The organism is Pseudomonas sp. GM50 (assembly GCF_000282375.1).
Taxonomy (GTDB): domain Bacteria; phylum Pseudomonadota; class Gammaproteobacteria; order Pseudomonadales; family Pseudomonadaceae; genus Aquipseudomonas.
Genome location: NZ_AKJK01000098.1, coordinates 56812 through 81527, shown reverse-complemented (window position 1 = coordinate 81527; position 24716 = coordinate 56812). Strand labels below are relative to the sequence as shown.

The 24716-nt window shown below is 59.4% G+C and carries 23 protein-coding genes; 5 read left to right on the top strand and 18 right to left on the bottom strand.

Translation table 11 applies throughout. The features are described from left to right. The first annotated feature begins 173 nt into the window (after window positions 1-173). Window positions 174-752, top strand: coding sequence for a DUF6436 domain-containing protein (locus PMI30_RS07425; RefSeq protein WP_008012620.1), 579 nt, complete (start codon window positions 174-176; stop codon window positions 750-752). A 103-nt stretch (window positions 753-855) separates the two neighbouring features. Then, on the top strand, window positions 856-3267 hold the full coding sequence (locus PMI30_RS07430; protein WP_008012618.1) for a penicillin acylase family protein: 2412 nt from the start codon (window positions 856-858) through the stop codon (window positions 3265-3267). 144 nt (window positions 3268-3411) lie between these two features. Here the strand turns inward: PMI30_RS07430 and PMI30_RS07435 are convergent, their stop codons facing one another. Further along, window positions 3412-4377, bottom strand: a complete 966-nt coding sequence (locus tag PMI30_RS07435; protein WP_008012616.1) for a GlxA family transcriptional regulator — start codon at window positions 4375-4377, stop codon at window positions 3412-3414. Window positions 4378-4718: 341 nt separating this feature from the next. Between PMI30_RS07435 and PMI30_RS07440 the strand changes: the two genes are divergently transcribed. Further along, window positions 4719-5360 carry an HD domain-containing protein gene (locus tag PMI30_RS07440; RefSeq protein ID WP_008012614.1) on the top strand — a complete coding sequence of 214 codons (642 nt, stop codon included), beginning with the start codon at window positions 4719-4721 and terminating at the stop codon, window positions 5358-5360. Window positions 5361-5481: 121 nt separating this feature from the next. Here the strand turns inward: PMI30_RS07440 and PMI30_RS07445 are convergent, their stop codons facing one another. The 8 genes from PMI30_RS07445 to PMI30_RS07480 all read right to left on the bottom strand — a co-directional run bounded on the left by PMI30_RS07445 (window position 5482) and on the right by PMI30_RS07480 (window position 14659). Next, a complete protein-coding gene (locus tag PMI30_RS07445) occupies window positions 5482-6372 on the bottom strand; it encodes an ABC transporter permease subunit (protein WP_008012612.1) in 891 nt (296 codons plus the stop codon). Next, window positions 6369-7250, bottom strand: a complete 882-nt coding sequence (locus PMI30_RS07450; protein ID WP_177318856.1) for an ABC transporter permease subunit — start codon at window positions 7248-7250, stop codon at window positions 6369-6371. The genes PMI30_RS07445 and PMI30_RS07450 overlap by 4 nt, the downstream gene beginning before the upstream one ends. 35 nt (window positions 7251-7285) lie before the next feature. After that, entirely contained in the window at window positions 7286-8428 is a 1143-nt protein-coding gene (locus tag PMI30_RS07455; protein WP_008012607.1) for an ABC transporter ATP-binding protein, read from the bottom strand. A gap of 61 nt (window positions 8429-8489) precedes the next feature. Further along, window positions 8490-9587, bottom strand: a complete 1098-nt coding sequence (locus PMI30_RS07460; protein WP_008012605.1) for a polyamine ABC transporter substrate-binding protein — start codon at window positions 9585-9587, stop codon at window positions 8490-8492. A 187-nt stretch (window positions 9588-9774) separates the two neighbouring features. Continuing rightward, entirely contained in the window at window positions 9775-10872 is a 1098-nt protein-coding gene (locus tag PMI30_RS07465) for a polyamine ABC transporter substrate-binding protein (RefSeq protein WP_032835874.1), read from the bottom strand. Window positions 10873-11054: 182 nt separating this feature from the next. Continuing rightward, complete coding sequence (locus PMI30_RS07470; protein ID WP_008012601.1) at window positions 11055-12419, bottom strand: aspartate aminotransferase family protein; 1365 nt, start codon at window positions 12417-12419, stop codon at window positions 11055-11057. Window positions 12420-12477: 58 nt separating this feature from the next. Then, on the bottom strand, window positions 12478-13836 hold the full coding sequence (locus tag PMI30_RS07475) for a glutamine synthetase family protein (protein ID WP_008012598.1): 1359 nt from the start codon (window positions 13834-13836) through the stop codon (window positions 12478-12480). A gap of 37 nt (window positions 13837-13873) precedes the next feature. Then, window positions 13874-14659 carry a gamma-glutamyl-gamma-aminobutyrate hydrolase family protein gene (locus tag PMI30_RS07480; protein WP_008012597.1) on the bottom strand — a complete coding sequence of 262 codons (786 nt, stop codon included), beginning with the start codon at window positions 14657-14659 and terminating at the stop codon, window positions 13874-13876. A 278-nt stretch (window positions 14660-14937) separates the two neighbouring features. Here PMI30_RS07480 and PMI30_RS07485 point away from each other — a divergent pair, with 278 nt between their 5' ends. Then, window positions 14938-16314 carry a glutamine synthetase family protein gene (locus PMI30_RS07485; protein ID WP_008012595.1) on the top strand — a complete coding sequence of 459 codons (1377 nt, stop codon included), beginning with the start codon at window positions 14938-14940 and terminating at the stop codon, window positions 16312-16314. A 229-nt stretch (window positions 16315-16543) separates the two neighbouring features. Continuing rightward, window positions 16544-17179 (top strand): TetR/AcrR family transcriptional regulator, encoded by a 636-nt coding sequence (locus PMI30_RS07490; protein WP_008012592.1) that lies wholly within the window; start codon window positions 16544-16546, stop codon window positions 17177-17179. 146 nt (window positions 17180-17325) lie between these two features. Here the strand turns inward: PMI30_RS07490 and PMI30_RS07495 are convergent, their stop codons facing one another. The 9 genes from PMI30_RS07495 to PMI30_RS07530 all read right to left on the bottom strand — a co-directional run bounded on the left by PMI30_RS07495 (window position 17326) and on the right by PMI30_RS07530 (window position 24601). Continuing rightward, window positions 17326-17541, bottom strand: a complete 216-nt coding sequence (locus PMI30_RS07495; protein ID WP_003229256.1) for a TOBE domain-containing protein — start codon at window positions 17539-17541, stop codon at window positions 17326-17328. 34 nt (window positions 17542-17575) lie between these two features. Beyond that, window positions 17576-18382 (bottom strand): aliphatic sulfonates ABC transporter ATP-binding protein, encoded by an 807-nt coding sequence (gene ssuB / locus PMI30_RS07500; RefSeq protein WP_008012590.1) that lies wholly within the window; start codon window positions 18380-18382, stop codon window positions 17576-17578. Next, window positions 18379-19161, bottom strand: a complete 783-nt coding sequence (ssuC, locus tag PMI30_RS07505) for an aliphatic sulfonate ABC transporter permease SsuC (protein WP_008012588.1) — start codon at window positions 19159-19161, stop codon at window positions 18379-18381. Before ssuC ends, ssuB begins: the two co-directional genes overlap by 4 nt. A 9-nt stretch (window positions 19162-19170) precedes the next feature. Further along, the gene (ssuD, locus tag PMI30_RS07510; RefSeq protein ID WP_008012585.1) at window positions 19171-20319 is read right to left on the bottom strand and encodes an FMNH2-dependent alkanesulfonate monooxygenase; all 1149 of its coding nucleotides are present in this window, start codon (window positions 20317-20319) and stop codon (window positions 19171-19173) included. Window positions 20320-20344: 25 nt separating this feature from the next. Next, window positions 20345-21310 carry a sulfonate ABC transporter substrate-binding protein gene (locus PMI30_RS07515; RefSeq protein ID WP_008012583.1) on the bottom strand — a complete coding sequence of 322 codons (966 nt, stop codon included), beginning with the start codon at window positions 21308-21310 and terminating at the stop codon, window positions 20345-20347. Window positions 21311-21412: 102 nt separating this feature from the next. Then, complete coding sequence (ssuE, locus tag PMI30_RS07520) at window positions 21413-22006, bottom strand: NADPH-dependent FMN reductase (RefSeq protein ID WP_008012580.1); 594 nt, start codon at window positions 22004-22006, stop codon at window positions 21413-21415. After that, entirely contained in the window at window positions 22007-22237 is a 231-nt protein-coding gene (locus tag PMI30_RS31340; RefSeq protein WP_157173035.1) for a hypothetical protein, read from the bottom strand. A gap of 69 nt (window positions 22238-22306) precedes the next feature. Further along, a complete protein-coding gene (locus PMI30_RS07525) occupies window positions 22307-22945 on the bottom strand; it encodes a peroxiredoxin (RefSeq protein ID WP_008012578.1) in 639 nt (212 codons plus the stop codon). A gap of 294 nt (window positions 22946-23239) precedes the next feature. Next, window positions 23240-24601, bottom strand: a complete 1362-nt coding sequence (locus PMI30_RS07530) for an OprD family porin (protein ID WP_008012576.1) — start codon at window positions 24599-24601, stop codon at window positions 23240-23242. Window positions 24602-24716: the final 115 nt, after the last annotated feature.

The window sequence follows — 24716 nt, the reverse complement described above, 5'->3', positions numbered from 1 at the left end:
CCGTCGACAGCGCCTGCCACTCGGCCAATGGCCGCAGGCTGGCACGCAAATGATCGGGGTCGAAAGTGGCAGACATGGGCTATTCCAGAGCGCAAAACGGACTTTATGGGCCTGCGATATTCATCTGTCGCGGCAAGCATGGCAAGCTAGCCGACCTTCGAGGATTGAAACCCATGCGTCCGGCCTACCGCACCACACTGCTTGCCAGCCTGCTCGCCCTTGTGTGTGCCGGCGTGCTGTGGGCCGCCTATGACTGGTTTCAGGGGCGCTACTTGCGTGCCTTCAGCTCGCACACTGCGGTGTTCTCCGGCGACCCATTGCGCCTGCCAGACGAACTTGCCGGCCCCGGCGCCATTCGCCTGGTGCACTTCTGGGACCCCGCCTGCCCATGCAATGTCGGCAACCAACAACACCTGACCGAACTGGTTGAGCACTATGTACCGCAGGGCGTCGAGTTCTATGCGGTACAAAAACCCGGCAGCCACGGTCAATTGCCCGGCACGTTGAGTCGCCTTAAAACCATCACTGTCCTGCCAGGCTCCGAACAGATCCCTGCCAGCCCGGCGGTGGCGATCTGGGACCGCAGTGGCAAGCTGGCGTATTTCGGGCCGTACAGCGAAGGCCTGACCTGCAATTCGAGCAACAGCTTTATCGAGCCCATTCTGCAAGCGCTGAATGAAGGCCGGGCGGTGAACGCCACCCACACGCTGGCGGTGGGTTGCTACTGTCCGTGGCCTGCCGAGGCGAAGTAAGGCATTCCTGACTTTTCCAGGACCGCGATGCCCGGCACAGGAGGTCTGTGCTACACGTTTGCAGCCCCCACGGGCGGCAATCCCGAAAGAACAAGGAGTCACCATGAAACGCGTCCTGACCGTACTTGCCTTGCTGATCGTCGTACTCGCCGCCGGGGGCGGCTGGTATGTGTACAGCAAGCAACCGACGCGCCAGGGCCAGGTGCAATTGCAGCACCTGCAAGGTTCGGTGACCGTGCGCTACGACGTGCGCGGCGTGCCGCATATCCGTGCCGAAAACGAAACCGACCTCTACCGCGCCCTCGGGTACGTGCACGCCCAGGACCGACTGTTCCAGATGGAAGCCATGCGGCGCCTGGCCCGTGGAGAGCTGGCCGAAGTCCTCGGCCCAAAACTGATCGACACCGACAAACTGTTTCGCAGCCTGCGCATCCGCGAGCGGGCTGAAAGCTACGTCGCCGCGCTGGATCGTCAGTCGCCGGCGTGGAAGGCCCTGCAAGCCTATCTGGACGGCATCAATCAATATCAGGACAGCCACGCTGCGCCGGTAGAGTTCGATGTGCTGGGGATCCCCAAGCGCCCTTTCACCGCCGAAGACAGCATCAGTATCGCCGGCTACATGGCTTACAGCTTTGCCGCGGCGTTTCGCACCGAACCCTTGCTGACTTACGTGCGTGACCAACTGGGCGCCGAGTACCTGAACATCTTCGATCTCGACTGGCAGCCCAAGGGCGTATTGGCCAAAGGGCGCGCCAACCCTGCGCCGACCCTCACCGCCAATGACTGGAAGGGTCTGAACGCCCTCGCCCGTTTGAGTGAGCAAGCCCTGGCCGACAATGGCCTGCCGCAATTCGAAGGCAGCAATGCCTGGGTGATTTCCGGCAACCGCAGCAAAAGCGGCAAACCACTGCTGGCCGGCGACCCGCACATTCGTTTCTCGGTGCCGTCGGTGTGGTACGAAGCGCACCTGTCGGCACCGGGTTTCGAGCTGTATGGCTACCATCAGGCGCTGGTGCCGTTTGCGTTTCTTGGCCACAACCTGGACTTCGGCTGGAGCCTGACGATGTTCCAGAACGACGATCTGGACCTGATCGCCGAGAAGGTCAACCCGGAGCACCCGAACCAGGTCTGGTATCGCGGCCAGTGGGTCGACATGGTCAACACCGAACAACAGATCGCGGTCAAAGGCCAGTCACCGGTCACGCTGACCCTGCGCCAGTCGCCCCACGGCCCGATCATCAACGATGCACTCGGCACCGCCGCCGGCAAGACACCGGTCGCCATGTGGTGGGCCTTCCTCGAGACGCCGAATCCGATCCTCGACGGTTTCTACCAGCTCAACCGCGCCGACACCTTGGCCAAGGCCCGCGCCGCATCGGCCAAGGTTCAGGCACCGGGGCTGAACATCGTCTACGCCAACGCCAAGGGCGACATCGGTTGGTGGGCCTCGGCGCTGCTGCCCAAGCGCCCGGCCGGGGTGAAGCCCGGCTTCATCCTCGACGGCAGCACCCCTCAGGCGGACAAGGAAGGTTATTACCCGTTCAGCGCCAACCCACAGGAAGAGAACCCGGCGCGAGGCTATATCGTCTCGGCCAACTTCCAGCCGGTGTCACCGACCGGCATGGAGATTCCCGGTTACTACAACCTTGCCGATCGTGGTCAGCAGCTCAATCGTCAGCTCAGCGACAAGAACGTGAAGTGGGACAACGAGTCCAGCCAGAAGCTGCAACTGGGCACCACCACCGAATACGGTCCGCGTTTGCTGGCGCCGTTGCTACCGGTGTTGCGTGAAGTCGTGAGCGATCCCGCCGAGCTCAAACTGGTGGAGCAACTGGCGCAGTGGAGCGGCGATTACCCGCTGGACTCCATCAGCGCCACGCTGTTCAACCAGTTTCTGTTCAACCTCGCCGACGCGGCGATGCGCGATGAACTGGGCAACGACTTCTTCGAAACGCTGCTCCCGACCCGAGTGATCGATGCCGCACTGCCGCGCCTGGCGGCCTCGGCCGACTCACCGTGGTGGGACAACCGCAACACCCCCGGCAAGGAAACCCGCGCCGATACGGTCAAGGTTGCCTGGCAAGCGAGCATGGCTCACCTCAAAACCACCCTGGGCGCCGATTTCGCGCAATGGAAGTGGGGCAAGGCGCACACCCTGACTCACGGTCATCCGCTGGGGACGCAAAAACCGCTGGAGCGGATCTTCAACGTCGGGCCGTTCGCGGCGCCCGGCACCCACGAAGTGCCGAACAACCTCTCGGCCAAGATCGGCCCGGCGCCGTGGCCTGTGACTTACGGCCCGTCGACACGGCGGTTGATCGACTTCGCCGACCCGGCCCACAGCCTGACCATCAACCCGGTCGGCCAGAGCGGCGTGCCGTTCGACAGCCACTATGCCGACCAGACCGAGGCGTATATCGAGGGGGTTTACTACCAGGCGCATTTCAATGATGAAGAAGTGACGGCCAATACCCGTAGTACGTTGAAGCTGTTGCCGGCGCGGGCTGCTCATTAGTTTTGTGGTGTGACTGCGGGCCTCATCGCGAGCAGGCTCGCTCCCACAAGGGATCTCCAGTGAACATAGATTTTGTGTCTGCCACAGATCCTGTGGGAGCGAGCCTGCTCGCGATGAGGCCCGCACAGGCAACACAAATTACCGCTAAACCATCGCCGCAAAATTCAACCTGAACTGCTGCGGTGTCACCCCCAGCCTGCGGTTGAACACACTGCGCATATGCTGGGCATCGCGAAACCCGCACTGATACGCCACGGTTTTCAGCGGCGCATGGGTGCTTTCGAGCATCACCCGCGCCGCGTCCACCCTCGCCCGTTCGACGAATTCCGCCGGGGTGATTTTCGCCTCCTTGGCAAACACCCGGGAAAAGTTGCGCGTGCTCATGTTGGCGGCATTGGCCAGATCGGCAATGGTCAAGTCGCCATTGAGGTTGGCCAGCACGTAGAGCTGGACCAGCGCCACCGCCGAAGTCGGTTCGGCGTGGGGTGTGAGGAACGGGCTGAACTGCGATTGCCCGCCCGAGCGCTGAGTGAACACCACCAGCCGCTTGGCCACGCTGAGTGCCACGTCCGGCCCGTGATCCCGGGCCAGCAGATACAACGACAGATCGATTCCCGCCGTGACCCCGGCCGAGGTGTAAAGCTCGCCGTCCTGCACGTACAAACGATCAGCCTCGACCTGAGTCGACGGACACAAATCCGCCAATGCCGCGGCGTCGCCCCAATGAGTGGTGACCGTTCGCCCGTCGAGCAATCCGGCCCGAGCGAGCATGAAGGCGCCATTGCAGATCGAGCCAAACCGTTGCGCCAGCCCGCAGGCATCGCGCAACCAGGTATCGAACGCCGCACCAAAATTGATGAACGGCAACTGCGGCCCACCCGCCACCAACAGCAAGTCATAAGCCTCTAGCGCTTCACTGAAATGCCGGTGGGCATTGAGCGACAAACCGTTGGAACACGCCATCACCCCACGCTCGATACCGATCACCTCCAGCCGATAGTGATCCTCCGGGGCCAGGAAACGATTGGCTTCGGAAAACACATCCATGGGCCCGGTGACGTCCAGTGACTGGACGCCTGGGAACACTACGATGGCAACGGTTTTGTACATGGCAGGAAACCACCCTCAATTGATCAGGATTAACACTTACTTGTGGCGAGGGGGCTTGCCCCCGTTGGGCTGCGCAGCGGCCCCATTTCAGGTTCATGTACGGGGATGGGAGTGCTGCGCACTCCAACGGGGGCAAGCCCCCTCGCCACAGCAAGCCCACTCGCCACAAAAGCGTAATCACCGCGCTCAACCCTAGCCAATCCAGGCCCAACAAGCGAGGTTGGCGCGATATGCAGGCTCATTGGCCGGGATCGCAGCCATGCATCGATTGTCCGGTTTCGGCTGCGCGAACAGACTGACCCCATCAGCGCCGCCACGGCGTTCCCCATGAGGAAAGCACCATGAGCAGCATCATCGCCGGTATCAAAATCCCCGACAGCGCGTTGGCCAAGGCCACCACTGAATACATTCGCGACGTCGAGTCCGACCTGCTGTTCCACCACTCACGCCGGGTATTTCTGTTCGGCGCCTTGAGCGGTGAGCGCAAGCAATTGGCCTACGACCCGGAACTGCTTTACGTCGGCGCGATGTTTCATGATTTGGGCCTGGTGGAAGCTCACCGCAGCGATGATGAACGATTCGAAGTCGACAGTGCCAATGCAGCCAAAGCGTTCCTCAAACCCTACGGCTTGTCTGACGACGATATCGAACAGGTCTGGTTGTCGATTGCCCTGCACACCACACCGGGCGTGCCGCAACACCTGCGGCCCAACGTGGCGCTGGTGACAGCCGGCGTCGAGATGGATGTGCTGGGCATCGACTACGCGGCGTTTTCCACCGTGCAGCGCGAAGCAGTGGTGCATGCGCATCCACGGGGTGAGGAGTTCAAGGAGTGCATCCTGTGTGCATTCGCCAACGGCTTCAAACATAAGCCGGACAGCACGTTTGGCACCGTGAACGCGGATGTACTGGTGGACAGCGAGCCGGGCTTCAAGCCGATGAACTTCGTCGAGATCATCCGCAAATCGCCTTGGGTCGCTTGACCCTTTGTGGGAGCGAGCCTGCTCGCGATGCAGGCAACTCGGTGTAAGCAGGAAACCGAGGTGATGCTATCGCGAGCAGGCTCGCTCCCACATTGGATCTGTGGTCAACCCGGCATCAGGCTCAAGCCGCTTCCGGCGCCTGCGCCCGGCGCACGTCCGGTTGTTTCCAGGAGTCGGCGGCGCCTTCTTCGATGGCCTGCTGGATCGCACGCTTGCGAATCTCTTCGGCACGACGGCTGAAGAACCAGACCAGGAACGTCACCAACGACACCGCCAGCAGAATCAGGCTGGCCACGGCGTTGATCTCGGGCTTCACGCCCAGGCGCACCGCCGAGAACACTTCCATCGGCAGAGTCGTGGAACCCGGACCGGACACGAAGCTCGCCAGCACCAGGTCATCCAGCGACAAGGCAAACGACATCATGCCCCCCGCCGCCAGCGACGGCGCGATCATCGGGATGGTGATCAGGAAGAACACCTTCCACGGCCGCGCGCCCAGGTCCATGGCCGCCTCTTCTATGGACAGGTCCAGTTCACGCAAGCGCGCCGACACCACCACCGCCACATACGCCGCACAGAACGTGGTGTGAGCGATCCAGATGGTGACGATGCCGCGCTCCTGTGGCCAACCGATCATCTGCGCCATGGCCACGAACAGCAGCAACAGCGACAGACCGGTGATCACTTCCGGCATTACCAGCGGCGCGGTGACCAGGCCACCGAACAACGTGCGGCCCTTGAAGTGGGTGATCCGCGTCAGCACGAAGGCCGCCAGCGTCCCCAGTGCCACCGCTGCAATGGCCGTGTAGCAGGCGATTTCCAGCGAGCGCACCACCGAGCCCATCAGTTGGGTGTTGTCCATCAAACCCACGTACCACTTGATCGACCAGCCGCCCCACACCGTCACCAGTTTCGAGGCGTTGAACGAGTAGATCACCAGGATCAGCATCGGCGCGTAGATGAACAGCAAACCCGCTACCAGCATGAAACTTGAGAAACGGAAGCGCTTCATTCCTTGCCCTCCATTTCTTTGGCCTGACTACGGTTGAACAGGATGATCGGCACAATCAGGATCGCCAGCATCACTACCGCCAGGGCAGACGCCACCGGCCAGTCACGGTTGTTGAAGAACTCTTGCCAGAGCACTTTACCGATCATCAGGGTTTCCGGACCGCCGAGCAGTTCCGGGATCACGAACTCGCCCACCACCGGGATGAACACCAGCATGCAGCCGGCGATGATGCCGTTTTTCGACAGCGGCACGGTGATCTTCCAGAAGCTGTTGAAGGTGCTCGAACCGAGGTCCGACGCGGCTTCCAGCAGGCTGGTGTCGTGTTTGACCAGGTTGGCGTAGAGCGGCAGGATCATGAACGGCAGATAGGAGTAAACCACCCCGATATAGACCGCGAGGTTGGTGTTGAGGATCTGCAGCGGCTCGTCGATCCAGCCCATGCTCATCAAAAAGCCGTTAAGCAGACCGTTGTTGCTGAGGATGCCCATCCACGCATACACGCGGATCAGGATTGCGGTCCAGGTCGGCATCATGATCAGCAGCACCAGCACCGTTTGCAGCTCTTTGCGGGCGCTGGCAATGGCGTAGGCCATCGGGTAGCCGATCAGCAAACAGAGGACGGTGCTGATCAGCGCCATCTTCAACGACCCGAGGTAAGCGGCGATGTACAACTCGTCATCGCCCAGCATCGCGTAGTTGCTCAGGTTAAGCAGCACCTGGAGCTTCTGGTCGATGAAGCTGTAGATCTCGGTGTACGGCGGAATGGCCACGTCGGCTTCGGCGAAGCTGATCTTCAAGACGATGAAGAACGGCAACATGAAGAACAGGAACAGCCAGATGAACGGAACCCCGATGACCAGCTGACGGCCACCGGGAATTATTCGATTGAGCCGGCGTTTGAGTTTGCGCATGTTCATGAGCGAAGTACCACGCCGCTGTCGTCTTCCCAGTACACGTAAACCTGGTCACCCCAGGTTGGGCGCTGGCCGCGACGTTCGGCGTTGGCGACGAAAGACTGGACGATCTTGCCGCTCGGCAGTTCGACGTAGAACACCGAGTGGCCACCAAGGTAGGCGATGTCATGCACTTTGCCGCTGGACCAGTTGTATTCGCAGGTCGGCATGGTCGGCGTCACCAGCAGTTTTTCCGGACGGATCGCGTAGGTCACGGACTTGTCCTGCACCGAAGTGCTGATGCCGTGGCCCACATAAATCTGCCGGTCCAGGTCTTTGCAGGTGATGGTCGCGTGGCCTTCGGCGTCGTCGATCACTTCACCGTCGAAAATGTTGACGTTGCCGATGAACTCGCAGACCAGACGGCTGGTCGGGGTTTCGTAGATGTCGATCGGGCTGCCGATCTGGGCGATCCAGCCCAGGTGCATGATCGCGATGCGCTCGGCCATGGTCATGGCCTCTTCCTGGTCGTGGGTCACCATCACGCAGGTCACGCCGACCCGCTCGATGATCTCGACCAATTCCAGCTGCATTTGCGAGCGCAGTTTCTTGTCCAGCGCGCCCATCGGCTCGTCGAGCAGCAACAGCTTCGGCCGCTTGGCCAACGAACGCGCCAGCGCCACACGCTGACGCTGGCCACCGGACAATTGATGCGGTTTGCGCTTGGCGTACTGGCTCATCTGCACCAGCTTGAGCATGTCGGCCACGCGTGCATCGACTTCAGCGGCGGGAAGCTTGTCCTGCTTGAGGCCGAAGGCGATGTTCTGCGCCACGGTCATGTGCGGGAACAAGGCGTAGGACTGGAACATCATGTTGATCGGCCGCTCGTACGGCGGCATGTCAGTGATGTCTACGCCATCGAGGTAAATGCGCCCCTCCGTGGGCCGTTCGAAACCTGCCAGCATCCGTAGCAAGGTGGATTTGCCCGAACCCGAGCCACCGAGCAAGGCGAAGATTTCGCCTTTCTTGATTTCCAGGGACACGTCGTCCACGGCAATCGTCTCGTCGAACTTTTTGGTGACCCGGTCGATTTTGACCAGCACCTGTTTAGGTGTCTGGTCGCCCTCGAGGGCTTTCTTATAGGCGCCGGAGGCAACTGCCATTTACGAAACTCCCAACAGAATTTGCAGTTCGCTCAACGTGGCGAACCTGGATAGTTTGAAGCTATTTGCCCGACTTGACCTTGGTCCAGCTGCGCGTCATCAAACGTTGAATGTTCGGTGGCAACTCGATGGATACGTACGTCTTGTCGAGGACCGCTTGCGGTGGATATACCGATGCGTCGGTGCGTATGGACTGTTCCATCAGTTTGTCCGACCCGGGGTTCGGGTTGGCGTAGCCTACGGAATCGCTGACCTGGGCAATCACCTCGGGTTTCAGCAAATAGTTGATGAAGGCATGGGCTTCCTTGACGTTGGCGGCATCCTTGGGGATCGCCAGCATGTCGAACCAGAGCGCGCCACCCTCTTTCGGAATCGAGTAGGCGATGTTCATGCCTTTGCCGGCTTCAGCCGCGCGGGCCTTGGCCTGGAACATGTCGCCGGAAAAACCGATCGCCACGCAGATGTCACCGTTGGCCAGGTCCGCGATGTATTTGGACGAGTGGAAGTACGTTACGTATGGCCGTACCGCCAGCAACTTGGCTTCAGCCTTTTTGTAGTCTTCAGGATTGGTGCTGTTGGCGTTCAGGCCCATGTAGTTGAGGACCGTGGGCATCATTTCATCGGCGGAATCGAGGAACGCCACGCCACAGCTGTGCAGCTTCTTGATGTTCTGCGGCTCGAACACCACATCCCACGAATCGATCTTGTCGAGGCCCAGCACAGCCTTGACCTTGTCGACGTTGTAACCGATGCCGTTGGTGCCCCACAGATACGGCACGGCGTACTGATTGCCCGGATCGTTCTGTTCCAGGCGCTTGAGCAGTACCGGGTCGAGGTTGGAATAGTGGGTCAGCTTCGATTTGTCTAGCTTCTGGAAAGCCCCGGCCTTGATCTGTTTGCCAAGGAAGTGGTTGGACGGCACGACCACGTCATAACCAGTACGCCCGGCCAGCAACTTGCCTTCCAGGGTTTCGTTGGAATCGAATACGTCATACACCGGTTTGATGCCGGTTTCTTTCTGGAAGTCGGCCAGGGTGGTCTCACCGATGTAGTCCGACCAGTTATAAATATGCACCGTGCCGGCGGCCTGAATACTGACGGCAAGCGTCAGTCCGGCGCCGACCAGCAGGGCATTGCGCAACAAAGAAAAAATAGGCAAGTGGAGGTCCTCTAAAATTAGTTGGGCCCAAGTTGCCCCGCGTTACATGACAGCCATGGCTGCCTGGCAACAAAACCGGCGCGCAACTTACCCTCGAAAAACCGTTCCAGCAAAACTTTCTGTCATTTAATTATTCCTGTTGCCGCCGTCGCGCGACGACGACAACAGGTAGTTGCCTCAAATCGGCTTATTTACCGGATTTGATCTTGGTCCAGCTGCGAGTCAGGATCCGCTGGGTCGCGGCCGGCAAGTCGGCAATCGCGTACAGCTTGGCCAGCACTGCCGCAGGCGGATAGATGCCTGGATCGCTGGTGATTTCTTTATCGACCAGTGGAGTGGACGCCGCGTTACCGTTCGGGAAACGCACGGCGTTGGTGATCTCGGCCATGATTTCCGGCTTCTGCAGGAAGGTCATGAACTTGTAGGCGCCTTCGACGTTTTCGGCATCTTTAGGGATGGCGACCATGTCGTAGAAGCTGCCGGCACCTTCTTTCGGAATGTTGTAGCTGACCTTCACCTTGTCACCGGCTTCAGCGGCGCGAGCCTTGGCCTGGTAGATGTCACCCGAGTAACCCACGGCCACGCAGATGTTGCCGTTGGCCAGGTCGGAGATGTACTTGGACGAGTGGAAGTAGCCCACCGAAGGACGAATCTTCAGGAACAGCGCTTCGGCTTCAGCCAGTTGTTTCTTGTCCTGGCTGTCGGTTGGATAGCCCAGGTAATGCAACGCCACCGGAATCATCTCGGTTGGCGAATCGAGGAAGCTGATACCGCACGACTTCAACTTGGCAGCGTTTTCAGGTTTGAACAGCAAGTCCCAGGAGTTGGTTGGCGCATCGGCACCCAGTGCAGCCTTGACCTTCTCGGCGTTGAAGCCGATACCGATCGAACCCCACATGTAAGGGAACGCGTGTTCGTTACCCGGGTCGCTCACCGACACCGCTTTGAGCAGGTCCGTGTTCAGGTTTTTCCAGTTAGGCAGCTTGGATTTATCCAGCTTCTGGTAGACGCCGGCCTTGATCTGCTTGGCCAGGAAGTTGTTCGACGGCACGACGATGTCGTAGCCGGACTTGCCTGCCAGCAACTTGGCTTCAAGGGTTTCGTTACTGTCGAATACGTCGTAGACGACTTTGATACCCGACTCGGCCTCGAACTTCTTGACGGTATCCGGTGCGATGTAATCGGACCAGTTGTACACGTGCAGCACCTTGTCGTCAGCCTGAACGGCACCCGCCATCACGCCCATCAGGGACATGGCGAGGAGGGTCTTGCCAGCTATCTTCATACCTAATGCCTTCATGGGTAATGCTCCAATTTTTCTTTTTAACCACGTGTTCAGCGGCCTGTTACTGGGCATCCGAACAACCGGTAGTCTGGCAAGATCCAAGGCAGGCTTTCAAGGAAAGACCCATCCTTTGTTTGCACTGAGCGAAGTGCAATCTTCGCACCTCGCTCAGAGCCTAGCACTTAGCCCTGCAACGCACTCAGGGTCAGGTCCAGGCACTTGCGCGCCTTGGTCACCAACTCGTCGATTTCAGCCGGTGTAATCACCAGTGGCGGAGCAATGATCATGGTGTCGCCAACGGCGCGCATGATCAGGCCGTTTTCGAAGCAGAACGTGCGGCAGATCATGCCGACGCCCTTGCCTTCGTAACGTTTGCGGGTGGCTTTGTCCTGAACCAGTTCGATGGCCCCCAACAGACCGACCCCACGCACTTCCCCCACCAACGGGTGATCGCTCAGTTCCCGCAGACGCTTTTGCAAATAAGGTGCCGTTTCTGTCCGCACGCGCTCGACAATTTTCTCATCGCGCAAGATGCGGATGTTTTCCAGCGCTACCGCAGCGGCCACCGGGTGTCCGGAATAGGTGAAACCGTGGTTGAAATCACCCCCTTCGTTGAGCACCTCGACCACATCGTCGCGCACGATCAGGCCACCCATCGGGATGTAGCCGGACGTCAGGCCTTTGGCGATGGTCATCATGTGGGGTTTGAGGTCGTAGAAATCGGTACCGAACCACTCACCGGTACGGCCGAAACCGCAGATCACTTCGTCGGCCACGAACAGAATGTCGTACTTGGCGAGGATTTCCTTGATACGCGGCCAGTAGCTGTCTGGCGGAATGATCACGCCGCCGGCGCCCTGGATCGGCTCGGCAATAAAGGCACCGACGTTGTCGACGCCGACTTCCAGAATCTTCTCTTCCAGCTGATTGGCCGCCCAGATACCGAACTCGTTCGGCGTCATGTCGCCGCCTTCGCCGAACCAATACGGCTGGGCGATGTGGACGATGCCCGGGATCGGCAAGTCGCCCTGTTCGTGCATGTACGTCATGCCACCCAGGCTCGCGCCGGCCACGGTGGAACCGTGATAGCCGTTCTTGCGACTGATGATGACTTTCTTCTTCGGCTGGCCCTTGATCGCCCAGTAGTGGCGAACCATCCGCAGCATGGTGTCGTTGCCTTCGGACCCGGAACCGGTGAAGAACACATGATTCATGCCTTCAGGCGCGACGTCGGCGATCACCTTGGCCAGCTCCAGCACCGGCGGGTGAGCGGTCTGGAAGAACAGGTTGTAATAAGGCAGTTCGCGCATTTGTTTGCTGGCGGCATCAGCCAGCTCATCGCGACCGTAACCGATCGCGACACACCACAGGCCAGCCATGCCGTCGAGGATCTTGTTGCCTTCGCTGTCCCAGAGGTAAACGCCCTTGGCATGGGTGATGATCCGCGGGCCTTTCTCTTTCAGCTGCTTGAAATCGCTGAACGGGGCCAGGTGGTGATCGCTGCTCAGGGCTTGCCATTCACGGGTTTGCGGGTTGTTGCTGGTCATGCGAATTCTCCTAAGATTCGAGTGGAGGGCGCCGCCAAGCACAGCGGCGCCCGGCGCATCAGACGGCGAAGAGCAGGAATTCCCGCTCCCACGAACTGATCACGCGCTTGAAGTTTTCATGCTCGGCCCGCTTGACCGCGATGTAGCCCGTGATGAATTTCTTGCCCAGGTACTTTTCGATGGTCTTGCTGTTTTCCATGCGATCCAGGGCATCTTCAATAGTCAGTGGCAGGCGCAGGTTGCGCCGCTCGTAACCACGACCCACGACCGGAGCACTCGGGTTGTGCCCTTCGACCATGCCGATAAAGCCGCACAACAGGCTGGCGGCGATGGCCAGGTAAGGGTTGGCATCGGCACCCGGCAGACGGTTTTCCACCCGACGATTCTGCGGCCCGGCATCCGGAACCCGCAGGCCCACGGTGCGGTTCTCTTCGCCCCACTCCACGTTCACCGGTGCCGAGGTATCCGGCAGGAAGCGGCGGAACGAATTGACGTTGGGTGCGAACAACGGCAGCAGCTCAGGAATGAATTTCTGCAAGCCGCCGATGTGGTTGAGAAACAGCTGGCTCATGGTCCCGTCGTCATTGGAGAAGACGTTTTTGCCGGTCTCGATGTCGATGATGCTCTGGTGCAAGTGCATGGCACTGCCCGGCTCGCCGGTCATGGGTTTGGCCATGAAGGTCGCCGCCACGTTGTGCTTGAGCGCGGCCTCACGCATGGTGCGCTTGAACACCAGAATCTGGTCGGCCAGGGACAGGGCATCGCCATGACGGAAGTTGATTTCCATCTGCGCGGTGCCGTCCTCGTGGATCAGCGTGTCGAGGTCCAGCTCTTGCAGTTCGCACCAGTCATAGACGTCTTCGAACAACGGATCGAATTCGTTCGCGGCTTCAATCGAGAAAGACTGACGACCGGTTTCTGGACGACCAGAGCGGCCGATTGGCGGTTGCAGCGGGTAGTCCGGGTCATCGCTGCGCTTGGTGAGATAGAACTCCATTTCCGGCGCCACGATCGGCTGCCAGCCGTGGTCGGCGTAGAGTTTCAGCACCTTCTTGAGCACGTTGCGCGGCGACAGCTCGATCGGATTGCCCTGCTTGTCGTAGGTGTCGTGGATCACCTGGGCGGTGGGCTCAATGGCCCAGGGCACCAGAAACACCGCGTTCTGGTCGGGGCGGCAGATCATGTCGATGTCGGCCGGGTCGAGCAGTTCGTAATAGATGTCATCTTCGACATAGTCGCCCGTCACGGTCTGCAACAGAACGCTTTCAGGCAGGCGCATGCCTTTTTCGGCAATGAACTTGTTGGTCGGCGAGATCTTGCCCCGGGTAATCCCGGTCAAGTCGGCGATCATGCATTCGACTTCTGTGATCTTGTGGTCTTTCAACCAATCGGTGAGCTGGTCGAGGTTGTTACTCATAAATGCCTCTTAGGCTGAGTTTCCTGACTCTTATAAGTCAGGCGTTGTTTGACGCATCGGCGTCGCGTTGTAGAGCGTGCTTGCGGCAGGCATCGCCAAATGCCTGGAAAATCGCAAGGTAGTCCGGATTAAAGCTTACCTGCCATTCGGGATGCCATTGCACACCTAAAGCAAAAGCCTTGCCTTCGATAACAGAGACAGCTTCGATCAACCCGTCGGGCGCCACGGCTTCCACACGAAGGCCCGGCGCCAGACGATCAATACCCTGGCCATGAATCGAATTGACTTGAATCTCGCTCGCCAGGCCTAGCCCAGCCAGCACACCGCCCGGCTCGACGTGCATCGGGTGACTGGGGGCGTACTGCCCTTCCAGCGGCAGGCTGTCGTCTTCACGGTGATCCATGAATGGACCGGCCTCGTGGACCTTCTGATGCAGACTGCCGCCGAACGCCACATTCATTTCCTGGAAGCCGCGGCAAATGCCGAGCACGGGAACACCGGCCTCGACAGCGGCGCGAATCAGCGGGAGAGTGGTGGCATCGCGTGCAGAATCATGAGCGGTACCCGGCGCACTGGCCGGGCCGTTATAGTGAAACGGTTCTATATTAGAAGGAGAGCCTGTAAAGAGAATGCCGTCCAGAGCGTCCAGAGCGTCCAGAATATCGGACGGCGCCAGCTGATCCGCCAGGGATGGAAGAATCAACGGCAGGCCTTTGGCAGCTGATGCCACGGCGCGTACGTATTTGTCGCCACTGATGTGATAAGCATGCAGACCGATCTGCTTTGAGCAGGCGGTGACGCCGATTAACGGCAGGCGAGACATGAAGCACCCCGGTATTATTGCTGTTATGGGTTTAAATCGAGCTTAGCCTTGTTCATTTTTTTACACAACACCCCCGTAAAAAATACAACACGGCCCGCTCAAGCTCGCGGGCGCCAAGACGACTGAAGACAAAAAAACGCCCCAAAGTGCCTCAAAAATGCCTCGTGAGTGCTTTTTTAGGGCAAAAAAGGCCTCGCTTGACTTCGGCATGCCGTTCGGGTTGACTGGAATCCGAAGAGATCAATGATTGATATTTTTAACAACAAAGGTGTTGCATCATGTCGGTACCCCCGCGTGCCGTTCAGCTTAACGAAGCGAACGCGTTCCTTAAGGAACATCCTGAGGTTCTGTACGTTGACCTTCTGATTGCGGATATGAATGGTGTGGTGCGCGGCAAGCGCATTGAACGCACCAGCCTCCACAAGGTTTACGAGAAAGGCATCAACCTGCCGGCCTCTCTATTTGCTCTGGATATCAATGGCTCGACGGTGGAAAGCACCGGCCTGGGCCTGGACATCGGCGATGCTGACCGAATCTGCTATCCAATCCCCGACACCCTGTGCAATGAGCCCTGGCAGAAGCGCCCGACCGCGCAACTGTTAATGACCATGCACGAACTCGAAGGTGATCCTTTCTTCGCCGACCCGCGCGAAGTCCTGCGACAAGTCGTAGCCAAGTTCGACGAGATGGGTCTTACCATCTGCGCTGCGTTCGAACTGGAGTTCTACCTGATCGACCAGGAGAACGTGAACGGCCGCCCACAACCACCGCGCTCGCCGATCTCCGGCAAACGCCCGCATTCGACACAGGTCTACCTGATCGACGACCTCGACGAATACGTCGACTGCCTCCAGGACATTCTGGAAGGTGCGAAAGAGCAAGGCATCCCTGCCGACGCGATCGTCAAGGAAAGTGCCCCGGCACAGTTCGAAGTGAACCTGCATCACGTGGCCGACCCGATCAAGGCCTGCGACTATGCGGTCCTGCTCAAGCGCCTGATCAAAAACATCGCCTACGACCATGAGATGGACACTACCTTCATGGCCAAGCCTTACCCAGGCCAGGCGGGTAACGGTCTGCATGTCCACATCTCGATTCTTGATAAAGATGGCAAAAACATTTTTGCCAGCGAGGATCCCGAGCAGAACGCCGCACTGCGTCACGCGATCGGCGGTGTGCTCGAGACCCTGCCGGCGCAGATGGCTTTCCTCTGCCCGAACGTCAACTCCTACCGTCGTTTCGGCGCACAGTTCTACGTGCCGAACTCGCCGTGCTGGGGCCTGGACAACCGCACCGTGGCCATCCGCGTACCGACCGGTTCCTCCGATGCCGTACGCATCGAACACCGTGTAGCCGGCGCCGACGCCAACCCGTATCTGTTGATGGCTTCGGTTTTGGCGGGCGTGCACCACGGCCTGATCAACAAGATCGAGCCGGGCGCACCCGTGGAAGGCAACTCCTACGAGCAGAACGAGCAAAGCCTGCCGAACAACTTGCGTGATGCATTGCGCGAGCTGGATGACAGCGAAGTCATGGCCAAGTACATCGATCCAAAATACATCGACATTTTTGTCGCCTGTAAAGAGAGCGAGCTGGAGGAGTTCGAACACTCCATCTCCGACCTCGAGTACAACTGGTACCTGCATACCGTGTAAGCGGATTGCCGATCTGAAAAAACGCCGTTGGCTCTCGCAGCCAGCGGCGTTTTTTCATGGCCGCCTTCGCGGATCGCCAGCAGGCTAGCTCCCACAGTTGATCTCCAGTGAACATACATTCGGTGTACACCGGAAATCCCTGTGGGAGCTAGCCTGCTAGCGAAGGCGTCCGGGCAGACAACATCAAACCCTGCTCGTACAATGCCCGCTGCCCCCGCAGGAGACTTCGATGACCCGACTCGCCACCCCACGCAAACCCCGCGCCCGCAGCCAGGCCCGGATCGATTCGATACTCGATGCCGCCCGCACGCTACTGGCCGCAGAGGGCGTGGCCAGCCTGTCGATCTACAGCGTCGCCGAACGCGCCGAGATCCCGCCCTCCTCCGTCTACCATTTTTTCGCCAGCGTCCCGGCCCTGCTCGAAGCCCTGACCGCCGACGTCCACGCCGCGTTTCGCGCCTGCCTGCAAGCGCCCATCGACCACCATGCCCTCAACGGCTGGCGCGATCTGTCGCGACTGGTGGAACAACGCATGCTCGCCATCTACGATGAAGACGCCGCCGCCCGCCAACTGATCCTCGCCCAGCATGGCCTGACCGAAGTCACCCAGGCCGACCGCCAGCACGACATCGAACTCGGCGACCTGATGCACAAGTTGTTCGACCACCACTTCGAATTGCCGAGGCTGCCAAGTGAAGTCGATGTGTTTGCGCTGGCCATGGAGTTGGGCGATCGGGTGTATGCACGCTCGGTGCAGCAGCATGGGCAGATTACGCCGCGCATGGCTGAAGAAGGGATGCGGGTGTTTGATGCTTATCTCGGGCTTTATCTGCCGCCATATTTGCCCAAGCGCGAAGTGCTTTGATCGTTCCCACGCTCTGCGTGGGAATGCCTCTTCGGACGCTCCGCGTTCGGCTTTTGGGACGCAGAGCGTCCCGGGCTGCGTTCCCACGCAGAGCGTGGGAACGATCAGGGCTCACACCCTCCGGGTGTTGTTGTTTGCGCACGCGCTTACAACTTGGCGATCGACACCTCGGTGGATTTCACAAACGCGATCACTTCACTGCCGACCACCAGTTCCAGCTCTTTCACCGAGCGAGTGGTAATCACCGAAGTGACGATGCCGGAGGCCGTCTGCACGTCGATTTCCGACAGCACGTCACCCAGCACGATTTCCTTGATCGAGCCTTTAAACTGGTTACGAACGTTGATGGCTTTGATAGTCATGATGTTGATTCCTGTCGTTGGATGAATCTTTAAGTTATTGAGCCCAACGCAATTGCGTAGGCAGTGGTGAAACAGGTTCCGGTTCCGGCGGTTGGCCAGGCAGGGACAGCACGCGGTTGAGCACTTCGGTTTCCAGCGCCGCCAGCCGATGGGAGCCACGGACCCGAGGGCGCGGCAGTTCCACAGGCAGGTCGAGGCCGACTTCGCCCTCTTCAATCAGAATCACCCGATCGGCAATTGCCACCGCTTCACTGACATCGTGGGTCACCAGCAACACGGTGAAGCCATGCTGTTGCCAGAGCCGTTCGATCAGTTGCTGCATTTCAATTCGGGTCAGGGCATCCAGTGCGCCCAGCGGTTCGTCGAGCAACAGCAAGCGCGGTTGATGGATCAACGCGCGAGCCAGGGCCACACGCTGTTTTTGCCCGCCGGACAAGGCTGCCGGCCACTCGTTGGCGCGATCCGCCAGGCCGACCGCTTCCAGCGCTTGCAATGCTTGCGGCCGCCAGTTGCCCTTGAGCCCGAGACCGACGTTGTCGATGATCTTTTTCCAGGGCAGCAGACGGGCTTCCTGGAACATCAGTCGGGTGTCTTCCCGCGCATCACTCAGCGGCGCTGCGCCTGCAAGCAACTCCCCCCCCGTGGGCTTGTCGAGACCGGCGAGCAAGCGCAGCAAAGTACTTTTGCCGCAGCCGCTACGCCCGACCACCGCGACGAACTGCCCGGCCGGAATGTGCAGGTCGATCTCACGCAGCACTTGCCGCGAACCGAAGGTTTTTTGCAGCTTGCGCACCGCCAGCGGAATACCGCGCAGCAGGCGTGGAGGTTGTTGAGCCGTCATGCGGCACCTCCCTTGGTTACCTGATAGGCCGGATGCCAGCGCAGCCACACGCGTTCAAGCCCACGTGCCGCAAGGTCGGCCAGCTTGCCGAGCACCGCGTACAAAAGAATCGCCAGCACCACCACGTCGGTTTGCAAGAACTCCCGGGCATTCATCGCCAGGTAGCCAATGCCGGAGCTGGCGGAAATGGTTTCGGCGACGATCAGGGTCAGCCACATGAAGCCCAAGGCAAAACGCACACCGACCAGAATCGATGGCAGCGCACCCGGCAGGATTACCTGACGAAACAGGCTGAAACCGGACAGGCCATAACTGCGGGACATTTCCACCAGCGCCGGATCGACGTTGCGGATGCCGTGATAGGTGTTGAGGTAGATCGGGAACAACGTGCCCAACGCCACCAGAAAAATTTTCGCCGACTCGTCGATACCGAACCACAGAATCACCAGTGGAATCAGCGCCAGATGCGGCACGTTGCGGATCATCTGCACCGAACTGTCGAGCAGGCGCTCGCCCCATTTCGACAAGCCGGTGATGAAGCCCAGGGTCAGACCGATGCCGCCGCCAATGGCGAACCCGAGCGCCGCGCGCCAGCCGCTGATGGCCAGGTGGGTCCAGATTTCACCGCTGCGGACCAGGCTCACACCGGCCTCGATCACCGCGATCGGCGCCGGCAGAATCCGCGTCGACAACCAGCCCGCCGACACCGACAACTGCCATACCGCCAGCAACAAGATCGGCAACGCCCAAGGCGCGAGGTTATGGATGATTTTCTTCATGGCGGCGCCTCAGCTCTGGGACGCGGCTTTGGGGAGAATGTCGTTGGCCACCATCTCGCCGAACGGGCTGACGTAGTTGGCGCCTTTGGGCAGCTCCGGACGCTCGATGTCCAGGTGCGGGAACAACAACTCGGCCACCCGATAGGACTCTTCCAGGTGTGGATAACCGGAGAAGATGAACGTATCGATGCCCAGGTCCGCGTATTCCTTCACCCGAGCCGCCACGGTCGGACCGTCGCCGACCAATGCCGTACCGGCACCGCCGCGCACCAGACCGACACCGGCCCAGAGGTTGGGGCTGACTTCCAGATGGTCGCGGCTGCCGCCATGCAAGGCGGCCATGCGTTGTTGGCCAACCGAATCGAAACGCGCCAGAGACGCCTGGGCACGGGCGATGGTTTCATCGTCCAGATGCGAGATCAGTCGATCCGCTGCTTGCCATGCCTCGGCATTGGTTTCGCGAACAATCACGTGCAGGCGAATACCGAAGCGCACAGTGCGGCCGAGCTTCGCGGCTTTGGCGCGCACCTGCTCGATTTTTTCTGCCACGGCGGCTGGTGGCTCGCCCCAGGTCAGGACCATTTCGACCTGTTCTGCCGCGAGGTCTTGCGCGGCTTCCGACGAACCGCCGAAATACAGCGGCGGACGCGGTTGCTGGATCGGCGGGTAGAGCAATTTGGCGCCCTTCACGCTGATGTGCTGACCGGCATAGTCGACGGTTTCACCTTCCAGCACCCGGCGCCAGATGCGGGTGAATTCCACCGAGGCCTGATAGCGCTCTTCGTGACTGAGGAACAAACCGTCGCCGGCCAGTTCTTCCGGATCGCCCCCGGTGACCAGGTTGAACAGCGCACGACCGCCGGACAGACGATCCAGTGTCGCGGCCTGACGCGCCGCCACCGTCGGGGAAATAATCCCGGGGCGCAGGGCGACAAGGAATTTCAAACGCTGGGTCACCGGGATCAGCGATGCGGCCACCAGCCACGAGTCTTCGCAGGAGCGCCCGGTGGGAATCAGCACCCCGCCAAAACCCAGACGATCCGCCGCTTGCGCGACCTGTTGCAAGTAACCGTGGTCGACGGCGCGAGCGCCTTCGGCGGTGCCAAGGTAATGGCCGTCGCCGTGGGTAGGCAGGAACCAGAAGATATTAAGGCTCATGGAGTGGTCTCCTCAGGGAATCGAATTACGGCGCTTTGGCAACGGCCGCCGGGGGCGTCCAGATCACGTCTTTGATGCTCAACGGCTTTGGAATCAGCTTGAGCTGGTAGAAGCTGTCGGCGATTTTTTGCTGGGCAGCGACTACTTCCGGCGTGAGGAACAGCGCGCCGTAGCCCTGGCGTTTCACCGAGGTCAGGGTGATGTCCGTTGGCAGGCCGAGCAGCGGCGAAACTTGCTTGGTCACGTCCTCGGGATTGGCCTTGGACCATTCGCCGACCGCGCGTACTTCTTCCACCAGAGCCTTGATCACTTCAGGATTTTTCTGCGCGTAAGGTTTGGTCGCCAGGTAGAACTGGTGGTTGTCGACGAGGCCTTTGCCATCGCGCAGGCTGCGTGCTTGCAGTTGCTGTTCGGCGGCAGCCTGGTACGGGTCCCAGATCACCCAGGCATCGACACTGCCACGTTCGAACGCAGCACGGGCATCGGCTGGCGGCAGGAACACGGTCTGGATGTCGGTGTATTTGAGGCCGGCGTCTTCAAGCGCACGCACCAACAGGTAGTGCACGTTGGAGCCTTTGTTGAGCACGACTTTCTTGCCCTTGAGTTCCTGCACCGATTTGATCGGCGAGTCCTTCGGCACCAGGATCGCTTCGCTGTGGGGCGCTGGCGGCTCATAGGCAACGTAGAGCAGATCGGCACCGGCCGCCTGAGCGAACACGGGCGGCGTTTCACCGGTGACGCCAAAATCGATGGAGCCGACGTTCAGGCCTTCGAGCAGTTGCGGGCCACCGGGGAATTCAGTCCATTGCACGTCCACGCCTTGGGCGGAGAGACGTTTTTCCAGAGTGCCTTTGGCTTTGAGCAGCACCAGGGTGCCGTATTTCTGATAGCCAATCCGGAGTGTCTCGGCCTGAGCTTGAGTAATGGCGCCGAAGGTTACAGCCGCAGCAAACAGAGCGACCAGACCACGACGCAAAATGACAGGGCGCATGGCGCTCTCCTTTTTACAGTTGGGTTTTGGCTGCACCTGCTTGCCCGTTAGCGGGCCAGTAAGGTGGAGTACTTCAAATTCAGATGTGGCTTGAGGGCCGGCTTAAATGCTCCAGCGAGCACTCAACAAACGTTCGTTCAACAGGTTCGGATCGAGCGGCTTGGGCCGACGAGCCATGGCGCTGAAAAACTGCTCCAGCGCTTCAAACAATCGTTGCGCAAGCTCCGGCGCCAGCTGCGCCTGGGTGCTGCCTTCGCCGTAAGCGATCTGGCTGTCCACGGCGAAAATCCCCTGCAGCATTTCCTGGGCTTTCAACGCTGACAGCACCGGTTTGAGCGCGTAATCCACCGCCAACATGTGGGCGATACTGCCGCCGGTAGCCATCGGCAAAACCACCTTGTGGCTCAGGGCCCGCTCGGGCAGCAGATCGAGCAAGGTTTTCAGCGCACCGGAGAACGACGCTTTGTAAACCGGCGTGGCGATCAGCAAGCCATCGGCGTTTTCAATCTGTTGCAACAGGTCGATCACTTTCGGGCTGTCAAAGCGGGCATGCAGCAAATCTTCGGCCGGGAAGTCCCGTACCTGGTAACTCACCACTTCTACCCCTTGCTCTTGCAACCAGCGTCGCGAGCGCTCCAGCAAAACTCCGGAACGGGAGCGTGGACTGGGACTGCCACCGAGTGAGACGACCAGCATTCAGACAATTCCTTGAGCGGTGTTGGCGATTCGCGGCTTGCGATCTCGCTTCGATGGAGTGACCTTAACAGCTGATTTATATATCCATAAATCATATTTATTCATTTGGTTATGCCTTAAATGAATAAATGGATTGTCTTTTTTCAGGCAAAAAAACAGGCCGTCGAAACGGCCTGAAATCCCCTGCTTTGGTAAACCTGTAGGAGCGAGGCTTGCCCGCGAACGGTACAACTCGGTCTCTCCGGTGCCCCCAAAGACGCCTTCGCGGGCAAGCCTCGCTCCTACAGGACCGGTTTCAAATCAACGATTCGGCTGTGGCGTCAGACGCAGGTACGGCTTCACCGCGCGATAACCCTTGGGAAAACGTCGTTTGATTTCATCTTCGTCCTTGAGCGACGGCACGATCACCACTTCATCACCGTCCTGCCAGTTGGCCGGGGTGGCCACCTTGTAGTTGTCGGTGAGCTGCAGCGAATCGATCACCCGCAAAATTTCATTGAAGTTGCGACCGGTACTCGCCGGGTAAGTAATCGTCAGCCGAATCTTCTTGTTCGGATCGATCACGAACAGCGAGCGGACGGTCAAAGTGTCATTGGCATTCGGATGGATCAGGTCGTAAAGGTCGGACACTTTACGGTCCGCATCGGCGAGGATCGGGAAGTTGACGATGGCGTTCTGGGTTTCGTTGATGTCCTCGATCCACTTGTGATGCGAGTCCACCGGGTCTACCGAAAGAGCAATGGCTTTGACGCCGCGCTGGGTGAATTCATCCTTGAGCCTGGCGGTGAAACCCAGCTCGGTGGTGCACACCGGCGTGAAGTCCGCCGGATGGGAAAACAACACACCCCAGCTATCGCCCAGCCATTCGTGGAAACGGACAGTGCCGGCGCTGGAATCCTGTTCGAAATCGGGGGCGATATCGCCAAGTCTGAGGCTCATGATGCTGCTCCTTGTGAGTGCTTGTTGAGCCCAACTGTGCCTGCGTTCGATATTAATTAAAAAGAATAAATATAGATTTGTTTAGACCTAAAGTGAATATTAAATATCTGTTCACTGGACCTGAATAGCCATCGAGACGAACATCGGCCACAAGGTTCGAGAAGGCCTTGAGTTGCTACAAAAGAGGGGAATTTCAAGGAGGGTTTACGGGGGTGAGCCCACCTTGAAAACGCAAAAGCCCCGCCCGGCGTGATGCCGGGCGGGGCTTTTTTTACGTCGGTTACGCGAGCGCTGTTACAACAGCGGGATCGAGTAGCTGACGATCAGGCGGTTTTCGTCCTGCGAACGAGTGTTCGGCAGGTCGGTACGCCACATAGCGTTTTTCCACGTGAAGCCAAGGTTTTTCAGCGGGCCTTCTGGTACGACGTAAGCCAGAGTAAGGTCGCGTTCCCACTCGGAAGCACCGTTAGCCAACTCGCCACCGCGAGCGTTGACGGTATCAATTTCATCACCTTTCAGGTAGACCAGACCGGCCGTCAGACCTGGTACACCGACCTTGGCAAAGTCATACGAGTAGCGTGCTTGCCAAGTGCGCTCGCCGGCACGGGCGAACTTCTGGATTTGCATGTCAGTGATGATGTAAGCCGAGGAGCCGTCGCCCTGGTTAAGCCAAGGGAAGTCGCTGCTACCGTTGCTCACCTGATAACCGCCACCGAAGGTGTGACCAGCAACGGTGTAAAGAAACAGGCCGCTATACAGGTTATTGTCGACCTTGCCTTTACCGTTTGGCGCATTGTAGTTGCCAGAGGTGAAGTAGTTAGCGTCGTGACCGTTGGCACCGTCATCCCGGCTGTTGAAGTAGCGCAGGTCGGATTTCAGAACGCCCGGGCCGATTGCCCAGTTGTGAACCAGACCCAGGAAGTGCTGCTTGTAGAAGTCTTCCAGGTTGCCGTAGTAGTACTGGGCAGTCAGGTCTTTGGTGATTTTGTAGTCACCGCCACCGTAATAGAATTTGTTGCTGTCGCGGCCAGTCGCCGTGCGACCGTTGGCACCAGCGATCGACAACTCTTCGTTGTTGCTGGAGTTACGGCCCTTGGCGTGCTCGATCTGACCACCGACCAGTGTAAGGTCCTTGATCTCGCCCGAAGTGATCTGACCGCCCTGGAAGGTTTGTGGCAGCAGACGACCGTCGTTGGTCACGATCACCGGCAGTTTTGGCTGCAAGGTACCCAGCTTCAATTCAGTCTGGGAGATCTTGGCTTTGGCAGTCAGGCCCAGGCTGGAGAAATTATCAACCGCTTCGCCGTTGGACTTGCTCGGGAACACAGTGCCGCCATAAGCGTTACCAGGGGTGCCATTGGCGTTAACGTTGCCATTAGTGCCGCCGCCCGAATCCAGACGTACACCCAGCAGGCCGATGGCGTCGATACCGAAGCCGACAGTGCCTTGGGTGTAACCGGAAGTGAAGCGCAGATCGAAGCCTTGGCCCCACTCTTCGTTTCGACTTGGGCTGGCAGTGCCGTCACGGTTATCCGTGTTGATGTAGAAGTTACGCAGCCCCAATGTGGCCTTGCTGTCTTCGATGAAACCGGCGGCGCCTGCCTGCTGCGCCAAAACCCCTACGGCCACAGCCAGGGCCAAGGTGGACTTCTTCATTGTTTCGCTCCTCTCGTTCTAATTTTTGTGTTCTTTGGTCTCGGGTCTAATGCCCCAGATCCACAGATGCGCGATTAGCGCCAGACCGTGACTGACAAGTCAATCGTAACCATGT

Coding starts and splice junctions, on each gene's coding strand:
- PMI30_RS07425 (WP_008012620.1), top strand. CDS start 174: ATGCGTCCGGCCTACCGCACCACACTGCTTGCCAGCCTGCTCGCCCTT.
- PMI30_RS07430 (WP_008012618.1), top strand. CDS start 856: ATGAAACGCGTCCTGACCGTACTTGCCTTGCTGATCGTCGTACTCGCC.
- PMI30_RS07435 (WP_008012616.1), bottom strand. CDS start 4,377: ATGTACAAAACCGTTGCCATCGTAGTGTTCCCAGGCGTCCAGTCACTG.
- PMI30_RS07440 (WP_008012614.1), top strand. CDS start 4,719: ATGAGCAGCATCATCGCCGGTATCAAAATCCCCGACAGCGCGTTGGCC.
- PMI30_RS07445 (WP_008012612.1), bottom strand. CDS start 6,372: ATGAAGCGCTTCCGTTTCTCAAGTTTCATGCTGGTAGCGGGTTTGCTG.
- PMI30_RS07455 (WP_008012607.1), bottom strand. CDS start 8,428: ATGGCAGTTGCCTCCGGCGCCTATAAGAAAGCCCTCGAGGGCGACCAG.
- PMI30_RS07465 (WP_032835874.1), bottom strand. CDS start 10,872: ATGAAGATAGCTGGCAAGACCCTCCTCGCCATGTCCCTGATGGGCGTG.
- PMI30_RS07470 (WP_008012601.1), bottom strand. CDS start 12,419: ATGACCAGCAACAACCCGCAAACCCGTGAATGGCAAGCCCTGAGCAGC.
- PMI30_RS07475 (WP_008012598.1), bottom strand. CDS start 13,836: ATGAGTAACAACCTCGACCAGCTCACCGATTGGTTGAAAGACCACAAG.
- PMI30_RS07480 (WP_008012597.1), bottom strand. CDS start 14,659: ATGTCTCGCCTGCCGTTAATCGGCGTCACCGCCTGCTCAAAGCAGATC.
- PMI30_RS07485 (WP_008012595.1), top strand. CDS start 14,938: ATGTCGGTACCCCCGCGTGCCGTTCAGCTTAACGAAGCGAACGCGTTC.
- PMI30_RS07490 (WP_008012592.1), top strand. CDS start 16,544: ATGACCCGACTCGCCACCCCACGCAAACCCCGCGCCCGCAGCCAGGCC.
- PMI30_RS07495 (WP_003229256.1), bottom strand. CDS start 17,541: ATGACTATCAAAGCCATCAACGTTCGTAACCAGTTTAAAGGCTCGATC.
- ssuB (WP_008012590.1), bottom strand. CDS start 18,382: ATGACGGCTCAACAACCTCCACGCCTGCTGCGCGGTATTCCGCTGGCG.
- ssuC (WP_008012588.1), bottom strand. CDS start 19,161: ATGAAGAAAATCATCCATAACCTCGCGCCTTGGGCGTTGCCGATCTTG.
- ssuD (WP_008012585.1), bottom strand. CDS start 20,319: ATGAGCCTTAATATCTTCTGGTTCCTGCCTACCCACGGCGACGGCCAT.
- PMI30_RS07515 (WP_008012583.1), bottom strand. CDS start 21,310: ATGCGCCCTGTCATTTTGCGTCGTGGTCTGGTCGCTCTGTTTGCTGCG.
- ssuE (WP_008012580.1), bottom strand. CDS start 22,006: ATGCTGGTCGTCTCACTCGGTGGCAGTCCCAGTCCACGCTCCCGTTCC.
- PMI30_RS07525 (WP_008012578.1), bottom strand. CDS start 22,945: ATGAGCCTCAGACTTGGCGATATCGCCCCCGATTTCGAACAGGATTCC.
- PMI30_RS07530 (WP_008012576.1), bottom strand. CDS start 24,601: ATGAAGAAGTCCACCTTGGCCCTGGCTGTGGCCGTAGGGGTTTTGGCG.